This is a genomic window from Paenibacillus chitinolyticus, assembly GCF_045038035.1.
Classification (GTDB): domain Bacteria; phylum Bacillota; class Bacilli; order Paenibacillales; family NBRC-103111; genus Paenibacillus_F; species Paenibacillus_F chitinolyticus_A.
Map to the genome: position 1 here is coordinate 1677099 of NZ_CP173427.1, position 18426 is coordinate 1695524.

Sequence of the window (18426 nt, forward strand, 5' to 3'; positions counted from 1 at the left end):
CTTTTTTATTCCGCAGGCCGAAGAGCAGAGGAGCTTAACGGGGGGCGAGATCCACTGCTTAAAGTACGGAAGCTTCTTCCAAGATGAAGCGGGACAGTTAAGGCTGATGCTGGAGGAAGAACAATTTATCGGGCAGAGTAGCCAGGAATTGAGAATTTGGGTCGATTTCTACGAAACGCGGCTGAGCGATGACATTATCGCGGCTTTTGTCGACCATATCGGTCGTCTTAACGGGCATATTTACAAGCTGACCCTCGTGGGCTGTTCCTTCGGCAGCAAGCTCAAATTAAAGAAAAGGCTGAACAGGCTCGATCCGCCTTTAAAACGCCCTGTCTCTTTTTTCAGCGATCCCGAGGTTGCGAAGACATGGCTGGTCCGGGAAGGATAATTTGTTAAACCGGGAAAGGAAGCGGTATACATGACGACAATCGGATTTATTAGGCACGGCAGCACACATTGGAACAAAGAAGGAAGAGCGCAGGGAAGCTCCGATATCCCGCTCGACGAAGATGGGCTGGCCGACGCGGAAAAGCTGGCGGAACGGATCAGGCCGGAGAAGTGGGACTATATATATTCGAGCCAATTGATCCGGGCAAAACAGACGGCGGACAAAATCGGCGGCCGGGCCGGAATTCCGGTGTGGAGCGACGAAAGAATCCGTGAAGCGGGAGGGGGAGAAATCGAAGGAACAACCGAACAGGAACGTATCGCGAAGTGGGGTGCGGGCTGGAGAGAGCTTGACTTGGGCATAGAAAAGCCGGAAAGCGTCATAGCCCGGGGCCGCTCTTTTCTGGACGAGGTTTTGGGCAGACACAAGGGCAAAAGGATTTTGATCGTCAGCCACGGCTCCTTTATCCGCACGATGCTCAAACATTTGCTACCCGATTCCGAGTACGACGGGCATTTAACGAATACGTCGGTTACGACTTTGGTTCTGGATGACCGGGACTGGACTTGCGGATTATACAACTGTACGAAGCATCTGGAATAAAAGAGGACGGCAGCAATGGATACGGAAAGGGTGGGGGCATGAATATTTTAGTCAAGCCGCTCGACAGCGAGGAGCTTAAGGTGATGTGGATGCAGGCTTTCCGCAAGCACGGGCTGCACCGGGAGGCCGCCTACTACGATCAGTGCCTTCATGAAAATGTGCTGGGCGCCCGTGTCACCCTGCTCGCTTTCGTGGAAGAGACGCTGGTCGGCTGCGGCCATTTGAAGGTGGAATCGGAGTATGCGTATTTCCGGGACCGGCGGATTCCCGAAATCAATGATTTGAATGTTTTTCCCGACTACCGCCGCAGCGGAATCGGAACCAAACTGCTGGAGCAGTTCGAGGCGCTGGCAAGCGAAGATTTTCACCGGATCGGGCTGGGGGTCGGACTTTACAAAGACTACGGGGCGGCGCAGAGGATTTACTGCAGGAGAGGGTACGTCCCGGACGGCAACGGCCTCATGTCGGGCAACCGGGAGGCGGCCGCCGGAGAGATGGTCCGCGTGGACGATGACCTCCTCCTGTATCTGGTCAAGGACCTGCGGCTGGATTCGTTCTATAATCTGCACGCCGGCAAGGCGGAGATCCAGCCTTTTATGAATCACTGACATTATTTCAGGAAAACGGGAAAGGTGGAATCTGGGATGGAACAGAGAAAACTTGGAAGCGGCGGACTGACAGTGTCCGCAATCGGTTTGGGATGTATGGGCATGTCGGATTTTTACAGCGGACGGGACGAAGCCGAATCCGTTCGAACGATTCACCGCGCTCTCGAACTTGGAGTGACGTTTCTGGATACGGCCGACATGTACGGGGTAGGCCGAAACGAGGAACTGCTCGGACAAGCCCTGAAGGGCCGCCGCAGCGAGGCGGTCATCGCCACCAAATTCGGCAATATGCGCAGTCCGGACGGGGCTTTCCTCGGCGTGAGCGGCCGCCCGGAATATGTCCGGGAAGCCTGCGACGCGAGCCTGCGCCGGCTCGGCACCGACTACATCGACCTCTACTATCAGCACCGGGTAGACCCCGATACCCCGATAGAAGAGACGGTCGGCGCCATGGCCGAGCTGGTCCGCGCCGGCAAGGTCCGCTACATCGGCCTGTCCGAGGCCGCTCCCGCAACGATCCGCCGCGCTCACGCGGTTCATCCCGTCACGGCGCTGCAGACGGAATACTCGCTGTGGAGCCGGGACGTGGAGGACGAGATCCTGCCGGTCGTCCGCGAGCTCGGCATCGGATTCGTCCCGTACAGTCCTCTCGGAAGAGGGTTTCTCACGGGACAAATCCGGACGTTTGAAGATTTGGCGGAGGACGATTACCGCCGCAACTCGCCCCGTTTTCAGGGCGATAACTTCCAGAGAAATCTCGATCTCGTGAAGCGGATCGAGGAAATCGCCCGCGAGAAGGGCTGCCGGCCTTCCCAGTTGGCGCTGGCCTGGCTGCTGGCGCAGGGCGAAGACATTGTCCCGATTCCCGGCACGAAGCGCGCCGTGTATCTGGAGGAGAACGTTCAGGCCCTCGCCGTCGGCCTGAACGCGGAAGAAGCCGCCCGCATCGACGAGGCGGCGCCTAAGGGAGCGGCTTCCGGCGCCAGATACCCGGAAGCGAGCATGAAGAGCGTCAATCTCTAGGTGATTGACGCGAAGCCTTGGCGCTGCGGGCCACTGCCCCCGCCGCCAGCGGCCCGCCCCGGCGCCAAACGGGGCCGCCTTCCAATCCGCCGGAATCCGGCGGATTATTTGCCGTGCCCGCCCGGCTCCCTGCCGCTCACGGCTGCCTGCGGCGGTAACGGACGGGCGAGCAGCCTGTCATCTGCTTGAAGGTTCTGCCGAAATGAGTCAAGCTGTCAAAACCGACGCGTTCGCAGATTTCGAGCACCTTCCAGCTTGTTTCCTTGAGCAGTGTGCACGCTTTTTTGATCCGGACGGTGTTGATATATTCGATTGCGGTATAGCCGGTCACTTCTTTAAAGGTACGACTGAGATGGGAAGGGCTGATTTCGAACGTTTGCGACAGATCTTCCAGCGTAAGCCGCTCGTAAAAGCGGCTGTTTATGTACTCCACGAGGGCGTAAATCTTTTTGTGGGTGGGCGCTGCGCCGCTCCCTGCCTGCTCCCGCTCCGCGTCGCGCACCTTGCGGTTCATAAACAGCAGCAGCTCCATCAGCAGCACTTTCTGATACTGCTCGAACCCGATCTGCTTGCGGACGCCTTCGTGGAGCATTTTATGAAAAAGCTCCTCCGTAAAGGTCTGCTCATATCCGGAAAGGTTAACGGCATGGAAGTCCGCGGAGAAAAAGGACAGAAGTTCCCCGCCGTCATTCAGACGGAAAAAATCATGCAAAAACTCCTCTTTGAACAGCAGCGTAACGCGCTCGAAAATAGCCTCGCCCGCGTTGACTAACTGATGCGGCACATTGGCGTTGATGAACAGGAGTACGCCGCCTACGACCTGGTACGTTTTGTCCCCGATAAAATAATACAATTGACCGGATACGAGATACATAATTTCGAAAGCATCGTGGGTGTGGCGCGACGGCATACTCGTGTAAGCGAGCTCCTTGCGGCTGATATGCAGAGAATCGCAGTCGTAACAGACGTTTTTCAAGATGAACTCCTCCTCGCTCCGTGGGTGTCCTATTCAGTTTAGCGCGTGCCCCGGCTTCTTTTTAACCCTTTCGGCCCAAATCACATAAAAAACAAAAAAATGAACAAAAAAAGAACAGCAAAATAAGGCGGGTTTTTCTCCTTACTAGAGGATATGTACAGAAAACAAACCGATATTCCCTTAAAATGAAAGAGTAAACTTTCTACATAACTGTTCAGGAGGTAAAAAATGGCTAAAAAGATGCTCGGGATGCTTCTGACTTCGGCTCTGCTGTGCGGCAGTCTGGGGGGCGGTACGGGACATGCGCAGTCAGGCCGTGCTTTGCCGGCGGAGAAGAAAGAAGTCAAAAACGTGATTTTGTTTATTACGGACGGCATGAGCTTGTCGGACGTGAATTTGACGAGATGGGTCCAGGGCGGCAAGCCTTTGGAAATGGACGCTTATTTCAAGGGGCTCGTCCGGACGTACGCGTCGGATTCGCTGACGACGGACTCGGCTGCGGGCGCGTCGGCTTATGCCACCGGTCATAAAGTGAAGAGCGAGACGGTATCGATCTCGCCGGATAAGGTCACGATGCCGTTCATCGACAAGCCCCGCGAACAGGAAGCGGCCAAGCCTCTGCCGACACTCCTGGAAGCGGCCCGCCTGAAGGGCAAGGGCACGGGACTTGTGTTCACGTGCGAGCTTACGGACGCTACGCCGGCGGTTTTCGCCAGCCATGCGGAAAGCCGCGACAACGCTCATTCCATCGCGGAGCAGATGGTATACAGCGGCGTCGATCTCGTGCTGGGAGGCGGATCGGGTTATCTCGTGCCGGGCGATAAAGAAATCAACCGCAAGGACGGGGAAGATCTCACCAAAGTGCTGAAAGCAAACGGGTACGAATATGCGACGAGCCGTATTGATCTGCTCAGTTCGCAGACGAACAAGATCTGGGGCCTTTTTAACGAGGGGGCGCTCGACGCCGATCTTGACCTGGACCCGCAGAAGCAGCCTACCCTGGCGGAAATGACGACGATCGCGGCCAATAAGCTTTCTTCGAACGAAAACGGCTTTTTCCTGATGGTAGAAGCGAGCCAAATCGACTGGTTCGGACACGACAACGACCCGGTCGGCATCGTTACCGAAACACAGGCTTTTGACCGTGCCCTGAAAGCGGCGATTGATTTTGCCAAAAAAGACGGAAACACCGCCGTTATTTCGGTATCCGATCATGCCACGGGCGGAGTCAATATGACCAACTATGACACGATGAAGGATCTTCAGCCTGTCTTTACGAAGGCCAAACATACGAGCTACGGGCTGGAAGGCAGAATTAACGAGTCCAACTACAAGAAGATGCTCGAGGAGGAATACGGGCTTTCCGATCTGACGAAGGAAGAAGAGGAAGCCGTCAAGAAAGGGTTGAAAGACAATCTCTCCCCGGTTATCGGGGGCATACTGGGCCAGCGGGCGGGCGTTTCGTTCTCCACGGGAGATCATACCTCGGAAGAGGTCGGACTGTTCGCCTATCACCCGAACGATTTTTTCCCTACGGATTATGCCGGAAGCGGCGTGGTCGAGAACACGGACGTCGGAAAATACCTTCAACTGATCTTGGGACTGGACCTGCCCGCGCTGGAAAACAAGCTGTTCCTTCCGGCAAGTGACCTGGAGGCCAAGGGAGCCAAAGTGACCGTAGACAGATCCGATAAGGAAAACCCGGTCGTCGCGGTGACGAAAGGAACGAAGACGATTAAGCTCCCGGTGGACAAAAACATTGCCTTGACCGGCGGCAAGACGATAAAGCTGAGTACGCCTACCCTGCTGATAAAAAATAAAGTGTGGGTGTCGCGCAACGCGGCGGCTTTGATTGAATAACTGCTTGGATCAAAAATTCTTTTCCGGCCGATCTTTTATGGAAATCCGCACCCGCTGCGGATTTTTCTTTTGCCGTTATTTGCGGGGCGGACAGGCTAGGAAGGAAAATATACCCTGATGGGACCGTTAAATGGTAAAGTAGAAAGACAGGGAGCAAAGCAGCGGGGGATCGTCACGGAACGGGAGGGGCAGACGCGGGATGAACTTGGGGCGCATCAGACGGGATATGAAAAGTTATTTGGAGGAGCACCGGAATCCGGTAAACCGGACGCTGCATTATTTCGCGTTCCTGGCTGCATTTCTGGCCTGGGTCTTTCTGTGGGTCGACATCCGGCTCACCTTGGCGCTTGCCGTCTTTCATTATGCGTTAGCTTGGACCGGGCACTTTTATTTCGAAGGCAACAAGCCGGCGTCTTTCCGCTATCCGCTGGTCGGTTTTTACACGGGGTTTCTCTGGTTTTTTCTGAGGACGGCGGAGATGGCGACCCGGACCGATCTTGTCGGCAAGTGGGTGAGCAAGCCCGAATGAGAACGGACGCAGCTTCCTTCGACTGTCCGCACGGCAGCTCCACGATACGAGATCTTGCGGCTGGTATGCGGCGAACGCTTATGACGGGAGCCGCCTGACCGGCTCGGGCAGAGTTGTTTCGGACGGCGTAATGAACGCGTTTATACGCGGCCTCGTCGTTTATGAAAGGAGGGGAATCCCCGTGGTGAATAAAACGAAAGAAGTCCGGATAGTTCCTTATGATCCGGCGTGGAAAACCGCTTTCGAGAGCATACGAGCCGAACTCGACCGGCATATCGGCGACCTCGTTCTCGCCATTGAACATGTCGGGAGTACATCGGTGGAAGGCTTGGGAGCCAAACCGGTCATTGACATTGATGTCGTCATGGACAGCTATGAAGTGTTTCCCGCCATTGCGGAGCGTCTCGGGAAAGCGGGCTTCCGGCATGAGGGCAATCTGGGCGTAGAGGGCCGGGAAGCGTTCAAACGGACGTACGAGGACGGCTTTATGGCTTATCATCTCTACGTTTGTCCCAAGGACGGGCGCGGCTATCTGGAGCATATCGCTTTTCGCGATTATTTGCGTGCTCATCCTGCGGCACGGGAGCGGTATCAGCGGCTTAAGGAAGATTTGGCGGCCGAATTCCGCTATGATAGAGATACATACTGTGAGAAGAAAACCGGTTTTGTCCGGGATATTTTAAACAAGACTCTCTACAAGGAATAGAGCAGCAGGGGCAACAGCAGCATCCGAGGAACCGGCAGAGGGAGACCAGGGAGGCTGGGCGGTACGATGGAGACATTCGGCAGAGGTTGCCTGTATATTATTTTGGGTATAGTGGTTCTTATGGTTTTCGCTTTGCTTGTCGGAGGGACGGTTACGATTCCGTGGATCATCGCGATTCCGCTGGTCGTGCTGGCTTTCTGGGCCGCGTCGAAAAAAAATAAATAACCGGGGTGACCGAAATGAGTGCGAATCAGACTTATCTGGAAAGTGTGCGCAAACAATTTCTCTACTACAAAACACTCGGGGAGAAAGCGATGGACCAGCTGGAGCCGGAGCAGTTGTTTACGGCTTACAACGAAGACACGAACAGCATTGCGACGATAGTGGCTCATCTGGGCGGGAATATGCTTTCCCGCTGGACCGATTTTCTTACGACGGACGGGGAAAAAGACTGGCGCGACCGCGACGCCGAATTCGGGCACAGCCTTTCGGACAAAGAGCAGCTTCTGGACAAGTGGAACGAAGGCTGGAACTGTTTATTCCACGCGCTGGATTCCTTGAGTCCGGGTCAATTGGAGCAGATTATTTATATCCGCAACGAAGGCCATACCGTGATCGAAGCCATTAACCGGCAGCTGGCCCACTATCCTTACCACGTCGGGCAGATCGTCTATGCGGCCAAGCTGCTCAAAAAAGAAGAATGGAACAGCTTGTCCATTCCGAGAAACAAATCCGCGCAATACAACAGCGAAAAATTCGCCAAACAGAAATCGGTCCAAAATTTTACCGATGAAGAAATGAAAAGATTGTCCGCCAACACGGACAGCATGCAATAAAACGGCTCCGGCAACCGGAGCGGCATCACGACGGACACAGACTGGAGACAAATCAAGGCCATGTACACGATGACAAAAGTAAACGCCGCCATAAGGCCGCATCTGACAAAACTGTTTGAAGAGGTCCCCCGGGTGGACGTCTGTATAGACAGCGTGCTGGAAGGCCAGGCCGGCGGAGAGATCCGGATCTGCGTCGATTCCTTGACGAATCCTTCGAGCGCGCAGATCAATCAGGGGAGCTTCGCCTATTTCGCCGGTGATTCCGCGGGCCCTTCCGCCGAGCGATGGCTGGAGGAGCTTCCCGCGCACTGCTATATCATGCCTTCATCCCCAGGCTGGGTGGAGCGGGCACGGAGCATCCACGGCGGCAAGCTGACCCGCGGCGAGCGGTACATGTTTTCCCCGGAGTCGCTGAGGCCCGGCCCTTTGAAGGAGCTGGCGGAGCATCCCGATTACATAGTGGAAAAGATCACGCCGGAGCTGGCGCGGGACATGTTCGGCGACCCTCTCCAGCACTATCACTTCGTGAATTACGACACGGCGGAACAATTTATAGAGACCGGGTTCGGCTACTGCATCCGCGCGGAAGGCGAAGTCGCGGCCGCCTGCACGACCGCGATGGTATGCCGTACGGGCGTGGAAATCGGCATTATGACACACCCGGACTACCGAAAGTTCGGCCTGGCGACCCGGGTTGCGGCCGCGTTTCTGCTGCACTGCCTGGAGCACAATCTGTATCCGAGCTGGGATGCGGCAAATTTGAAATCCAAGGGGCTTGCGGAGAAATTGGGGCTGATCTATGCCGGATCTTATGAGGTTTTCTCCCTGCAGGATTAGGCGGATGATACTGCCGCCGTTGTCCCCGCGGAAGAAGGAGCAATAATGGTACACCTGTCTGCGTGGAAATCGGCCGCGTTTCTGACGGCTCTGTCGGCACTTACGCTGCTGGTCTATTCCGTTTTCCGGAACAAGACGTATTACGATTTTTTGACTTGGAATTTGTTTCTGGCCTGGGTTCCGTTCGTGTTCTCGTTTATCGCTTATGAGACCGGACGCCGGGTACAAACCGGGATGAGAGCCGCTATCATCGTCGTTCTGGGGGGAGGCTGGCTGCTGTTCTATCCGAACGCCCCCTATATCGTGACGGACCTGGTTCACTTAACCGCGATGAAGGGGCTCTACGCCTCCGCTCAAGGCACGGTTGCGTTCAGGTACTGGTACGATCTGCTCGTACTCGTACTTTTTGCGTGGAACGGTCTGCTGCTCTGCGTATATTCCCTCTATCAGGTTCATTCGCTTATCCGGCTTGCCGCAGGTCCCCTGCTTGCCTGGGGCTTTGTGGCGGCGGCGGCGCTGCTCGGCGGATACGGCGTACTGCTGGGCAGAGTATACCGGCTGAACAGTTGGGACGTGCTGACGGATGTAAGCCTCATTAAACAAATCGCCATAGAGAGCCTTCATGCGCCGGCGATCGTTTTCTCCCTGCTGTTCGGTCTTATGATCGGGATTGTTTACGTGTCGTTTTATTTTGTTGTCCATCAGGCGGGCCGGGCGGCTGAGCGTGCATAAGAAGCTCCCATAGGCAGCTTGTTCAGGCGGATAGGAGAATGTCATGCTATTTTCGAAAAAAGATCCGGCCGATCCGAGGACGGACTTTGAACGGGACCTGCTGCGTCAGACCAGGCGTCTGACTCCGGGAGAACCGCCGCCGCCCTGGCGTCTGCAGACGGTTATTGCGGCTGCGGGAGTAACGGCCGGCGGCTGGGACGGGGACGGCCGGATAGTCCTGATCGGCAGCGGCTACAGCGTCACGGACGCCTTTACCGGGCAGCGGCTTGTCAGGGAACGCGACGAGGCGAAGACCGAACGGCATCTCGCCGGCGGCGGGTTAACATTCACCGTGCCCGAGACGGGGGAAGAGATCGGCGTCTTCGGGCTGGACGGCGGAGACGGCATTCAGATGAACGCCGATGGCTGGAGGCTGGAGGTCATTTACCCGTGGTGGCCGAGAGCTTCCGTGATCCTGGAGAATGTTTTCTCCGGAGGGTACCGGTATTTGGCCGGAGCTGTTATGCTGGAGATTCCACGGCTCGACGGCTGGCTGAAGGGCGGGTTTTCACCGTCCGGGGAAGCGTTTATGGTGCTCGGAGCGGGGGGAGCGGCCGTTTTTGCCAAGCGTTAATCGCAGGTTTGCGAAAGAATAAAGAACGGACGGCAATCAGATTTATCGGAGAGGAAGAGAGAAATCATGACCAAAAGAAAGAATATCTCATCCGGTTCGCCGTGGGAGCCTGTTGTCGGGTACAGCAGAGCGGTAAGGGTCGGCAACATCGTTGAAGTAGCGGGAACGACCGCCATGAAAGACGGAGCCGTTGTAGGCGTAGGAGACGCGTACGCCCAGACGAAATGCGCACTGGGCATTATCGAAGAGGCGCTTAACCGGGCGGGAGCCAAACTGGCCGATGTCGTAAGGACGCGCATGTTCGTAACGGATATCGGCCGGTGGGAAGAGATCGGCAAAGCCCACGGGGAATTTTTCAAGGATATTCGTCCGGCATCCACGATGGTGGAAGTACGGGCCTTAATCGATCCCGAACTGCTGGTGGAGATCGAAGTCCAGGCCATTGTGAAGGAAACTTCTTCCGGCTTCGGAGATTGACCGCCTAAGGGCCCCCTCCTTTGTGAGAGGGGGCCTTTTTTAGTTGCGGAGGGGATAGAACCTTATGGTATAATCAGGAAAATAACGCTGTGCGGCAAAAGGGATGAACAGGCGTGAACGCTTTTCTCAAATTGAACGGAATCAGCGCGGGATATGCGTGCATCTGTCTCGTATTCGGTCAATGTCTGCTTTACGGAATGAGCGTCGTCAAGCCTCTGGGCTTGTCCCACTCGGCTTCGTTGAAGATTGTGGTCGGGGGTGCGTTCTTTTTAGCCGGTTTGCTCACTTTGCTGTGTATGCGGATGACCAAGAAATGGATGAAAGGGCGGATGCTTGCCTTTTGGGCGGTGGTTCTGTGGTTTCCTTACTGGATTTTGTTCAGTGGCGTTACGGCGGCTTTGTTTCCGGGTGAGGATCAAGCCTACATGATTTACGTGATGACGCTAATACTAACGCCCTTTTACCCGATTTACGCGGCTACAACGATCGGAATCAGCGCCTTGTGGCATGAATCGGCCGAAAAGAAGCCGACCCGGCGCAAAGCCGGAAACGACGTCCCGCAAGGCTGAAACTGTCGGCACGGATGGCTGCTTCGTGCGGGTTTTGCAACGGACCGGGCGACCGGCCGTCTATGACCCTGAAATTCGGCCGGACAGCCCTTACACCCGTTTGGCCAGAGACATTCTCTTTGCTTAAGACCCCGGTTTTACTTGCCGAGGGCGCAAGTCCACGATTAATGGGAGGCATTCACTTATGATCCGAATTTGTACCGAAGAAGATATCCGTGATATTTACGACATTATTAACGACGCGGCGGCCGCCTACAAAGGAATTATACCGGCCGACCGGTTTCACGAGCCTTACATGACGATGGAGGAAGTGCAGAGCGAAATCGGCAGCGGGGTCGTGTTCTGGGGGTATGAGGACGGCGGGCGTCTGATCGGGGTGATGGGCATCCAGGATAAAGGCGACGTTTCCCTGATCCGGCACGCCTATGTGAGGACAGACCAGCGCAAGGGAGGCATCGGCAGCCGGCTGCTGGCATATTTGACGAACCTGACGGATAAACCGTTCCTGATCGGTACGTGGGCGGACGCTTCCTGGGCGATTGCCTTTTATCTCAAAAACGGCTTCTCTCTCGTCCCCGAGGAAGAGAAGGAGCGGCTGCTGCGCACATATTGGACCATACCGGACCGGCAGATCGAAACGTCCGTTGTGCTCGGCGACCGCAGGCGCGAAGCGGTTTAGGGGAAGACGAAGGGCTTGAATCCCTTGTGGTCGTGAGCATTCCGGGCCCGAGGATGAATCACCTTAAGGAGTGAACATCATGGAAATAGTAGAACTTACCCTTCACGCTTCGAATCTATCCGAATTACAACAATTTTACGGGGAGCGGCTGCGGCTGCCGTTGACCGGAGAGTCCGGCGGCTCCTTTTCCTTCCGTGCCGGGAACACGAACGTGACGTTCGTCCGTACGGCCCGGGATGACGATAGCTTCTATCACTTCGCCTTCAACATCCCGGAGAACAAGATCGAAGAAGCGGCCGGCTGGCTCCGGGACAGAGTGGAACTTCTCGGCGAGAAGGGGCACCCTGTCGTTCATTTCGAAAGCTGGAACGCCCATGCCGTTTATTTCAAAGACCCGGCCGGCAATATTGTCGAGCTGATTGCGCGGCATAATCTTGAGAATGCGTCGCAGAGACCGTTCGGCGAAGAAGATTTTCTGTGCGTCAGCGAAATCGGAATGCCGGTAGACGATGTGTCCGCCGCTTTGCGGGATTTAAAACGGCAGGCAGGGCTGGATGCCTGGAAGATTCCGAGCGATACGTTCGCGCCGGTCGGCGACGAGAACGGCCTTTTTATCGTGGTGAAAAAAGGCCGGGTCTGGTTCGCGGGCGAAAGAAGCTCGCATCCCTATCCGCTGGCCGTCAGGACAGACGGATGCCGGGTGCGGCTCGGCGAGGAAGAAGGAATTTCATTCGGAGAGCCCGGAGAGTGCGTGCCGGATAAGCCGTAAACGGGGAGCGGCAGTTGGCGCATGACCGTTATGCGGCCTACGGGTTGCAAACGGCAGGAGGCCCTTCCGCGCTTTGGCCGCAGCTCCGTTCACCGTACGCCGCTCCTGGCCCGGCTTCGGAAAATTGACATCACGGGAGAGAACAGCGTGCTTAACAAAAGTGTCTATTACGGTCGGTTCGGTCCTCCGGCTGAAGTACTGGAGATCCGCCGCACCCCTGTCGTCCCGCCGGGGCCGGGCGAGATCCGGGTGCGGATGCTGGCCCGGCCCATCAATCCGTCGGACCTGATCCCCGTGCGCGGGGCTTATGCCCACCGGATCGCCCTCCCTGCGGTGCCCGGCTACGAAGGCGTGGGCATCGTCGAGGAGACGGGCCCTTCCGTGCCGCCGGGACTGCTCGGCAGACGGGTTCTCCCGCTGCGCGGCGAAGGGACCTGGCAGGAATCGGTCCTCGCGCCCGCCGGGTTGGCGATCCCGGTTCCGCCGGACATTCCCGACGAGACGGCCGCCCAGCTCTACATCAACCCGGTGACCGCCTGGGCGGTTTGCGGGACGCTTCGCCTGAAGTACGGCGATACGCTCGTCGTCAATGCCGGCGGCTCGGCGATCGGCCGGGTGTTCGCGCAGCTGGCGGCGGTTTTCAACTATGAGCTCATTGCGGTTACCCGCAGCGCGGCTCATACGGAGGAGCTGCTGCGCCTCGGCGCGGCTCACGTCATCGACACCGCCGGAACGCCGCTTCGCGAGGCGGTGCTGTCCAAGACGGGCGGCCGGGGAGCGACCGCGGCCGTGGACAGCATAGGCGGCCCGGACGGAGCGGCTCTCGCCGGCTGCGTGCGGGCCGGCGGCACCGTATACAGCATCGGGCTGCTGTCGGGGGTGCCTGCGGACTGGGCGGCGATGTCCCGGCTGCACCGGGTGAACGCCCGGCCGTTCTGGCTCCGGCACTGGATCCGCCATGCTTCCGCGGCGGATTGGATCGGGACGTTCGAGGAGATTATAGAGCTTGTCCGGGACGGAAGGCTGAGCCTGATGAAGATCGCCGCCGGCTTCGGACTGGACGAGGTGCACGCCGCCGTGGCCGCGTTCGAATCCGGCGTGCCGGGGAAGATCTTGCTGACCGGGAAGGCGAGCGAGGAACCGTAAGAATCGGCTCACGATTCGAGGAGACTTCCTGGCTCCGATGTCCGGCTTTTTCTCCAGGGATACGTACAGTAAATTGCGCGTGACTTAAAGACTAAAGACGTCTCTCGTTAAAGCTGCGAGAGGCGTCTTTTTTAAAGCCCGGTTTATTCAAATACGTACTTCATCGGGATCGCGATTTCACTGTATGATCTAAGGAGGCTCCATTTCCCGTTGTTTTTGGCGAACGTCTCTACATTCATACAGACTTTATCGTAAAGAATGTGGTCCGAAGAATGACTGACCCAGAATATAGCCATGACTTTATCTTCATCTACGGGTGTGACCTGGACAATGTTGAAATGCCATTTGGGATTCCGGTCTTTGTAATAATCATACGAATTTTTCCAGGATTCGCATGCATCGTCCAGCGTTCCCAAGGTAACCCGATTATTGGGATACGCGTAACCAATGACGAGATCCTTAGAGAACATGGCCGACAATTCGTCAATGGAGCACGAATTCCAGGTCGTTAAATAACGGTCGAAAAATTCGTTGAACTCTTTCAGCAAGGCTTTCATTTTTCCACTTCCTTTTCAGATTAATGATAAAGACGCAACGGTTTATTCAGTAAACCGAATACCCCTGTCAGCAAGAGACCGGCTCCGCAGATGACAGCCAGTTGGACGACATCCATGCTCTCGGATAAAAAGCCGCCTAGAAGAGCGCCCAAAGGCCAGGTCGCATTGCTGAGCGAACCGTACATTCCGAATACTCGGCCCTGAAATTCGGAAGGAACGATCTGCCGCATGAGAATCGTCATTAAAGTAGCGCCGCCCCCTGCCAGAATACCGCTGACCACCAAAAAAGGCAGAGCTGTATAAATGTCGGCCATAACGGAGGCGATCATATAGGTGGAGCCGGAAACGACGAAGGCTCCGCAAATGAGCAGGCCCCGGCGGTCGATTTTGGGGACCAGGAGCAAGAGTCCGGAAGCAACCGTTAATCCGATCGGCCACGCTATCTCCAGCAGACTGTATTCGAATCCCGTTACTTTCCATATTTTTAACGAAATGATATAAATCAGTACCGTATGGGCGGCTCCAAACAGGCTTAACGACGTTCCGAAAAGCGAGACTCCCAGCACTACGGGCTGTTTAAGAATCCACTTGACGCCATCGGTTAAATCGATGGTGAACGTCTTGCGCTTATCGGCCGGCAGGTAAGGATTGGAGAATTTGACCAGTATGACGGTCAGGGCCGAAACGAAATAGGAAATGCTGTCGATGAGCAAAGCCCACGGCCCTCCGGCCGTAGTCACTACTAACCCGGCCATAGCAGGCCCGGCGATTTGCGCGGTAGTCATAGTGAGCTGAAGCAGACTAGTCGCGCCGGCAATGTGTTCCGGGCCTACCATGTTCAGTACGGAAGAGTGGAACGCTGTCGAGTTGAACGTGCTTGCCGCACTCAGCACGAAGGTGATCGAAATGATCAGCGGGATATTCACTTCATAGAACGTCAGCAGGATCATGAGCAGGAAAACTAAAATTCCCCGGATGATGTCCGTTAAGATCATCAAATTGCGCCGGTTAGTCCGATCGGCATAAGTACCCGCAATCGGGCCGATCAGTATGGTCCCCAGCATCTGCGCCACGAAAACCGAAGACATGGCAAGTCCCGAGCCCGACTTCGTATACACGATGTAGCCCAGAGCGATCGTAAAAAAACCGTCGCCGAGTCTCGAGATCAGAAAACCGGACCATACGGAAAAAAAGGTTCGGTTTTTTAGCACTTCAAAATTTTTTTTGGTTATCGCCACCGGATTCATTCCCCTTAAAAAAATATCAATCGTTTATTCCCAGCATTCCTTTTAGCCCGTTAAACTTAGCTGCATCCGTACTCGCTGAAATAAAGCCGGGAATCTGATGAATAAACTTATGCGTGAAGGTCGGCAGGGTAGAAATAAGCCGGACCCATGGAATAACGTCGGACTGAACGGGAGGGAGCTTGGCTAAGCTTAAAGCCGCATTCCTATTTTGTCGGACATAAGGATCTCTGAACTCTGTGTACCGGTCCATGGCCTGCGACCAGGGCAATCTATCCGTCAGAAAATCGTCTATACATGCAGCGAGGACTTCGGAGCAGGCCATAGCTTGTTCGATCCCGGCTCCGGCGCACGGATGAACGGCGGCCCCGGCGTCGCCGACCAGTACCCAGCCTTTCCCGTACGACTGTCTCAAATAAGATTCAAGCCGGTCGGTTCCTCGGGCTCTGCCGATCATCCGGGCGCCGGAAAATCTGGACGAAAGAGAAGACAACTGTGAAATCTTGTGCCGGAGTCTGTTGTCCGGGGAGCGGGCCCAAGTTTTATAGTGCTCTTGAAGGGGCATGACGACCAGGCAATGCAGATCTTCATCGCAAGGATTGACTAAGACGATATCGTGATCGGACCAGTAAAATTCGAAAGTCGGCATAGGGGTGGGGGTTACGTTTTTATAGTAGGCATAAAAGATACAGCGGGGCGATTCCGCCACATCGTACTTGGCTGCTCCGGCAAGATTCGCCACATCCGAGTCGCGCCCATCCGCTCCCACGATTACTTTGCCGTACAGGTTTTTGATCGTGCTCTCTTCTTTGACGGTAATTCCGCAAACTTCTTCCCCTTCGTACAATAGACCCGTTAATCTGCAATTCGGCATAAACGTGATCTGAGGATGGTTGACCGTTTCGTCGAGTAGAATTTGGTCATGCTTGATCCGCCTTAATCCGCAAACCGAGGGAGTCACGACCATGGGAGCTTCAAAGCTGCATTCTTCGAATCCTACACGGAATCTCGTCATCTCGGGTGCGCCTGCTTTTTTGATGGCGTCTTCCACATTCAACTGGGCATATAACTCCCACCCGCCAAACACATGGGTCGAGAAATTATCGCTCGGAAACACGGTCTTATCGATCATGCAGACGGAATACCCTTTTTGGGCAAGAAAAATAGCGAGTGACGCTCCTCCGCACCTGGCGCCAACGATAATCGCATCGAATGGTTTCAATAGAATCCCCGCTTCAGATTTTATAGGGCGAAAATAAGCAGAAGTTTTACAAGACTGCGGTCCTGAACCAAGAATGGTTTTCTTTCTTCCATAGTTCTACCGCGATCCGAAAATCCGCTTGTTTTCCGCTCTTATCGAGAACATGCAGGTGATAACAAATCACGCCTTCATGGACGGACTTCATTTCAACGTGCTGGATATCCGCATGGATTTCCCGGTCTGTCTGCTGCTCCGGTTCGGATTCGGCCCCATCGCATCTTTTTATAGCTGCGGCGGTTCGCCGGAACTCTTTTGCCAGTTCTTTCTTGGCTGCGTCCAAACTCTTCATTCCCAATTGCTCGTAAGAGGGAACGGCTCTTCCTTCTTGTTCGGTGAACATCCGGTAGATTTGCCATTGCCCTTGTTCGTTTTTCCGCCAAACATGCAGGACGAAGGAGCGGTCCCAGAAATACGGCCCGGCCTGGCAGATTTCAAAGGCGACCAGGGCTTCTTCGGGCGAGCGCAGCAAAATTTTGTGCCAGGGGATTAGCATGGCGGCTCCGCCGTATTTTTTGTAATGCTGGGCTATGAACACAAAAGAGTCGAGCTGATCCCTCCGGGTGCTCTTGACGCTTTTGCCGTTCACGGCGATATTGCCCCAACGATTCACAAAATCCTTATGATGATACCGTTCTAACTCATCCATGCAGTACTCCCCGCCGAACATGCGGTCAATCGCCTCTCTGAACTGAAATAAAGCCGCCCGGACTTCTTCGACGATTTTAAAATCGGTATTCCTGCCATTAGGGACCATAGTCTGACTCCTATTATCAGTTTTGCTGAATAAATTCGATCGATTTTTCGGTGATAATAAAACATGTGGTCGGTTTCACAATATTTATGCGATGAATTTCACCTGGACCGGCCGTCAAAAAATCGCCTGCGGTTAATAAGGTATCGTCCACCATCATTTCCCCCTCCAGAATGTAAGTGAATTCTCTTCCGGGATGATCGTGCAGGGGGATAGCCGTTCCTGATTCCATCATGGCGACGAAAACTTCCGTTTCATTCAACCATAAGCTTTTAATTCGGGAGCCTTGCATGGAAGAGTCCGTCCAAGGAATTGTATTCGAGAGGATAAGCTCTTCTTTTTTTTTATTCATAACTTGCTCACCTCCTTTAGCTTCTCTTACAGCATAACAAACGGAAATCTTTTCTAATCGTCATCTGTTACACACAAGTCGGGTTATATTGAGAAGGTGCAGAGACTCATTAAGCAGAGTAATAATGGGAAAATAATGAAATAATCGACTTAGAGAAATACAGACACTCCTATTTCGATGATGACCGGTCCATCGCGAATAAGAGTGCCCTGTATAGCTCTTCAAATGAATGAAGGAGGAATGACAAGATGAACGTGCTCGTTCGAACGAAAGAAATGATGAAGCTTTTGAGCAATCAAGTGATGGAAATTCCATCTGCCAAAAGCGAGGTAGAGTTCCGTTTACTAGACGGACGCACGGAATTTTTTGAGTTAAGCAGCACGGGGCCGATTGAATTTAAGTTCGAGACCCCGGTCAGCCATGACAATGGAGAGACGACCATTGACCTGGAAATTTTGAAGTTCGAAGTGGAAGCTACGAGCAAAGTTTTATGGCCCGGCCAGCAAGTTAAAATGTCCGGAGGAAGAAACATCCGCCATGAAGCGCTTCCTATCCGGGGAAGAGTTGTCGTTCCGGAAGGCAAGGACCTGATGGATGGCGTAGAGAGCATTCAGGACGTTTATATTCAAATCGAAACGCCATCCGGCACTTTTCATAACACCGAAGCCATTCAAATGACAGGATCGGTTACAGGGATTCCTCCGGTCGATGTTACGTTCCGTTCCAGCACGGTAACCAAAATTTACGACGAGAACATGGAGCGCCAAATGGATGTATACGGCTGCGCCAGCACAACCCCCTATTAATTCAGGAATTCATAGACGAAGGAAAGTTCACCTGTCAAGGTGGCTTTCCTTTTCTTTTTTGGGTAGGATAGAGGGGACTGTGTTTCGGAGAAGGAGAGTAACAA

At 54.7% G+C, this 18426-nt stretch carries 24 protein-coding genes; 18 read left to right on the forward strand and 6 right to left on the reverse strand.

Annotated elements, in window-relative coordinates; translation table 11 throughout:
• Positions 1-106: 106 nt before the first annotated feature.
• The 4 genes from ACI48J_RS07660 to ACI48J_RS07675 are packed head-to-tail and all read left to right on the forward strand — an operon-like array spanning position 107 to position 2622.
• Positions 107-388 (forward strand): hypothetical protein, encoded by a 282-nt coding sequence (locus ACI48J_RS07660; RefSeq protein WP_405082350.1) that lies wholly within the window; start codon positions 107-109, stop codon positions 386-388.
• Between the two features lie 30 nt (positions 389-418).
• Positions 419-991: a histidine phosphatase family protein gene (locus ACI48J_RS07665; protein WP_326051440.1), complete on the forward strand. Its 573-nt coding sequence runs from the start codon at positions 419-421 to the stop codon at positions 989-991.
• A 38-nt stretch (positions 992-1029) separates the two neighbouring features.
• The gene (locus ACI48J_RS07670) at positions 1030-1599 is read left to right on the forward strand and encodes a GNAT family N-acetyltransferase (RefSeq protein ID WP_405082351.1); all 570 of its coding nucleotides are present in this window, start codon (positions 1030-1032) and stop codon (positions 1597-1599) included.
• 36 nt (positions 1600-1635) lie between these two features.
• On the forward strand, positions 1636-2622 hold the full coding sequence (locus ACI48J_RS07675) for an aldo/keto reductase (protein ID WP_405082352.1): 987 nt from the start codon (positions 1636-1638) through the stop codon (positions 2620-2622).
• A 136-nt stretch (positions 2623-2758) separates the two neighbouring features.
• On the opposite strand, the gene ACI48J_RS07680 is transcribed toward ACI48J_RS07675, so the two are convergent.
• Positions 2759-3598 carry a helix-turn-helix domain-containing protein gene (locus ACI48J_RS07680; RefSeq protein ID WP_405082353.1) on the reverse strand — a complete coding sequence of 280 codons (840 nt, stop codon included), beginning with the start codon at positions 3596-3598 and terminating at the stop codon, positions 2759-2761.
• Between the two features lie 228 nt (positions 3599-3826).
• On the opposite strand from ACI48J_RS07680, the gene ACI48J_RS07685 reads away from it, so the two are divergent.
• From ACI48J_RS07685 to ACI48J_RS07745, 13 genes are all read left to right on the forward strand, one after another.
• Positions 3827-5458 (forward strand): alkaline phosphatase, encoded by a 1632-nt coding sequence (locus ACI48J_RS07685; protein WP_405082354.1) that lies wholly within the window; start codon positions 3827-3829, stop codon positions 5456-5458.
• Between the two features lie 199 nt (positions 5459-5657).
• On the forward strand, positions 5658-5987 hold the full coding sequence (locus tag ACI48J_RS07690; RefSeq protein ID WP_405082355.1) for a DUF962 domain-containing protein: 330 nt from the start codon (positions 5658-5660) through the stop codon (positions 5985-5987).
• 181 nt (positions 5988-6168) lie between these two features.
• Positions 6169-6693, forward strand: a complete 525-nt coding sequence (locus ACI48J_RS07695; RefSeq protein ID WP_405082356.1) for a GrpB family protein — start codon at positions 6169-6171, stop codon at positions 6691-6693.
• A gap of 66 nt (positions 6694-6759) precedes the next feature.
• Positions 6760-6918 (forward strand): hypothetical protein, encoded by a 159-nt coding sequence (locus ACI48J_RS07700; RefSeq protein WP_326051429.1) that lies wholly within the window; start codon positions 6760-6762, stop codon positions 6916-6918.
• Between the two features lie 14 nt (positions 6919-6932).
• Entirely contained in the window at positions 6933-7529 is a 597-nt protein-coding gene (locus ACI48J_RS07705; protein WP_405082357.1) for a DUF1572 family protein, read from the forward strand.
• A gap of 60 nt (positions 7530-7589) precedes the next feature.
• Positions 7590-8366 (forward strand): GNAT family N-acetyltransferase, encoded by a 777-nt coding sequence (locus tag ACI48J_RS07710; RefSeq protein ID WP_405082358.1) that lies wholly within the window; start codon positions 7590-7592, stop codon positions 8364-8366.
• Positions 8367-8411: 45 nt separating this feature from the next.
• A complete protein-coding gene (locus ACI48J_RS07715; RefSeq protein ID WP_405082359.1) occupies positions 8412-9098 on the forward strand; it encodes a DUF1361 domain-containing protein in 687 nt (228 codons plus the stop codon).
• Between the two features lie 43 nt (positions 9099-9141).
• Positions 9142-9711: a hypothetical protein gene (locus ACI48J_RS07720; RefSeq protein WP_405082360.1), complete on the forward strand. Its 570-nt coding sequence runs from the start codon at positions 9142-9144 to the stop codon at positions 9709-9711.
• 66 nt (positions 9712-9777) lie between these two features.
• Positions 9778-10188 (forward strand): RidA family protein, encoded by a 411-nt coding sequence (locus ACI48J_RS07725; RefSeq protein ID WP_326051422.1) that lies wholly within the window; start codon positions 9778-9780, stop codon positions 10186-10188.
• Between the two features lie 113 nt (positions 10189-10301).
• Positions 10302-10757, forward strand: coding sequence for a hypothetical protein (locus tag ACI48J_RS07730; RefSeq protein ID WP_405082361.1), 456 nt, complete (start codon positions 10302-10304; stop codon positions 10755-10757).
• A 184-nt stretch (positions 10758-10941) separates the two neighbouring features.
• Positions 10942-11436, forward strand: coding sequence for a GNAT family N-acetyltransferase (locus ACI48J_RS07735; protein ID WP_326051417.1), 495 nt, complete (start codon positions 10942-10944; stop codon positions 11434-11436).
• Between the two features lie 79 nt (positions 11437-11515).
• Positions 11516-12205 carry a VOC family protein gene (locus ACI48J_RS07740; protein WP_405082362.1) on the forward strand — a complete coding sequence of 230 codons (690 nt, stop codon included), beginning with the start codon at positions 11516-11518 and terminating at the stop codon, positions 12203-12205.
• 147 nt (positions 12206-12352) lie between these two features.
• On the forward strand, positions 12353-13351 hold the full coding sequence (locus ACI48J_RS07745) for a zinc-dependent alcohol dehydrogenase family protein (RefSeq protein ID WP_405082363.1): 999 nt from the start codon (positions 12353-12355) through the stop codon (positions 13349-13351).
• A 143-nt stretch (positions 13352-13494) separates the two neighbouring features.
• On the opposite strand, the gene ACI48J_RS07750 is transcribed toward ACI48J_RS07745, so the two are convergent.
• The 5 genes from ACI48J_RS07750 to ACI48J_RS07770 are packed head-to-tail and all read right to left on the reverse strand — an operon-like array spanning position 13495 to position 17516.
• Positions 13495-13908, reverse strand: a complete 414-nt coding sequence (locus tag ACI48J_RS07750) for a hypothetical protein (RefSeq protein ID WP_405082364.1) — start codon at positions 13906-13908, stop codon at positions 13495-13497.
• A gap of 20 nt (positions 13909-13928) precedes the next feature.
• Entirely contained in the window at positions 13929-15146 is a 1218-nt protein-coding gene (locus ACI48J_RS07755) for an MFS transporter (protein ID WP_405082365.1), read from the reverse strand.
• 25 nt (positions 15147-15171) lie between these two features.
• Entirely contained in the window at positions 15172-16374 is a 1203-nt protein-coding gene (locus ACI48J_RS07760) for an NAD(P)/FAD-dependent oxidoreductase (protein ID WP_405082366.1), read from the reverse strand.
• 46 nt (positions 16375-16420) lie between these two features.
• Positions 16421-17167 (reverse strand): hypothetical protein, encoded by a 747-nt coding sequence (locus ACI48J_RS07765; protein WP_405082367.1) that lies wholly within the window; start codon positions 17165-17167, stop codon positions 16421-16423.
• A gap of 16 nt (positions 17168-17183) precedes the next feature.
• On the reverse strand, positions 17184-17516 hold the full coding sequence (locus ACI48J_RS07770; protein WP_405082368.1) for a cupin domain-containing protein: 333 nt from the start codon (positions 17514-17516) through the stop codon (positions 17184-17186).
• A gap of 248 nt (positions 17517-17764) precedes the next feature.
• Between ACI48J_RS07770 and ACI48J_RS07775 the strand changes: the two genes are divergently transcribed.
• Complete coding sequence (locus tag ACI48J_RS07775) at positions 17765-18322, forward strand: hypothetical protein (RefSeq protein ID WP_405082369.1); 558 nt, start codon at positions 17765-17767, stop codon at positions 18320-18322.
• Positions 18323-18426 lie beyond the last annotated feature (104 nt).

Excerpts from the sequence above, each read along its gene's own strand:
- ACI48J_RS07770 (WP_405082368.1), bottom strand. The coding sequence starts at position 17,516 with ATGAATAAAAAAAAAGAAGAGCTTATCCTCTCGAATACAATTCCTTGG.
- ACI48J_RS07715 (WP_405082359.1), top strand. The coding sequence starts at position 8,412 with ATGGTACACCTGTCTGCGTGGAAATCGGCCGCGTTTCTGACGGCTCTG.
- ACI48J_RS07775 (WP_405082369.1), top strand. The coding sequence starts at position 17,765 with ATGAACGTGCTCGTTCGAACGAAAGAAATGATGAAGCTTTTGAGCAAT.
- ACI48J_RS07750 (WP_405082364.1), bottom strand. The coding sequence starts at position 13,908 with ATGAAAGCCTTGCTGAAAGAGTTCAACGAATTTTTCGACCGTTATTTA.
- ACI48J_RS07710 (WP_405082358.1), top strand. The coding sequence starts at position 7,590 with ATGTACACGATGACAAAAGTAAACGCCGCCATAAGGCCGCATCTGACA.
- ACI48J_RS07720 (WP_405082360.1), top strand. The coding sequence starts at position 9,142 with ATGCTATTTTCGAAAAAAGATCCGGCCGATCCGAGGACGGACTTTGAA.
- ACI48J_RS07665 (WP_326051440.1), top strand. The coding sequence starts at position 419 with ATGACGACAATCGGATTTATTAGGCACGGCAGCACACATTGGAACAAA.
- ACI48J_RS07705 (WP_405082357.1), top strand. The coding sequence starts at position 6,933 with ATGAGTGCGAATCAGACTTATCTGGAAAGTGTGCGCAAACAATTTCTC.
- ACI48J_RS07765 (WP_405082367.1), bottom strand. The coding sequence starts at position 17,167 with ATGGTCCCTAATGGCAGGAATACCGATTTTAAAATCGTCGAAGAAGTC.
- ACI48J_RS07690 (WP_405082355.1), top strand. The coding sequence starts at position 5,658 with ATGAACTTGGGGCGCATCAGACGGGATATGAAAAGTTATTTGGAGGAG.
- ACI48J_RS07725 (WP_326051422.1), top strand. The coding sequence starts at position 9,778 with ATGACCAAAAGAAAGAATATCTCATCCGGTTCGCCGTGGGAGCCTGTT.
- ACI48J_RS07670 (WP_405082351.1), top strand. The coding sequence starts at position 1,030 with ATGAATATTTTAGTCAAGCCGCTCGACAGCGAGGAGCTTAAGGTGATG.
- ACI48J_RS07740 (WP_405082362.1), top strand. The coding sequence starts at position 11,516 with ATGGAAATAGTAGAACTTACCCTTCACGCTTCGAATCTATCCGAATTA.
- ACI48J_RS07700 (WP_326051429.1), top strand. The coding sequence starts at position 6,760 with ATGGAGACATTCGGCAGAGGTTGCCTGTATATTATTTTGGGTATAGTG.
- ACI48J_RS07675 (WP_405082352.1), top strand. The coding sequence starts at position 1,636 with ATGGAACAGAGAAAACTTGGAAGCGGCGGACTGACAGTGTCCGCAATC.
- ACI48J_RS07685 (WP_405082354.1), top strand. The coding sequence starts at position 3,827 with ATGGCTAAAAAGATGCTCGGGATGCTTCTGACTTCGGCTCTGCTGTGC.
- ACI48J_RS07660 (WP_405082350.1), top strand. The coding sequence starts at position 107 with ATGCTGGAGGAAGAACAATTTATCGGGCAGAGTAGCCAGGAATTGAGA.
- ACI48J_RS07735 (WP_326051417.1), top strand. The coding sequence starts at position 10,942 with ATGATCCGAATTTGTACCGAAGAAGATATCCGTGATATTTACGACATT.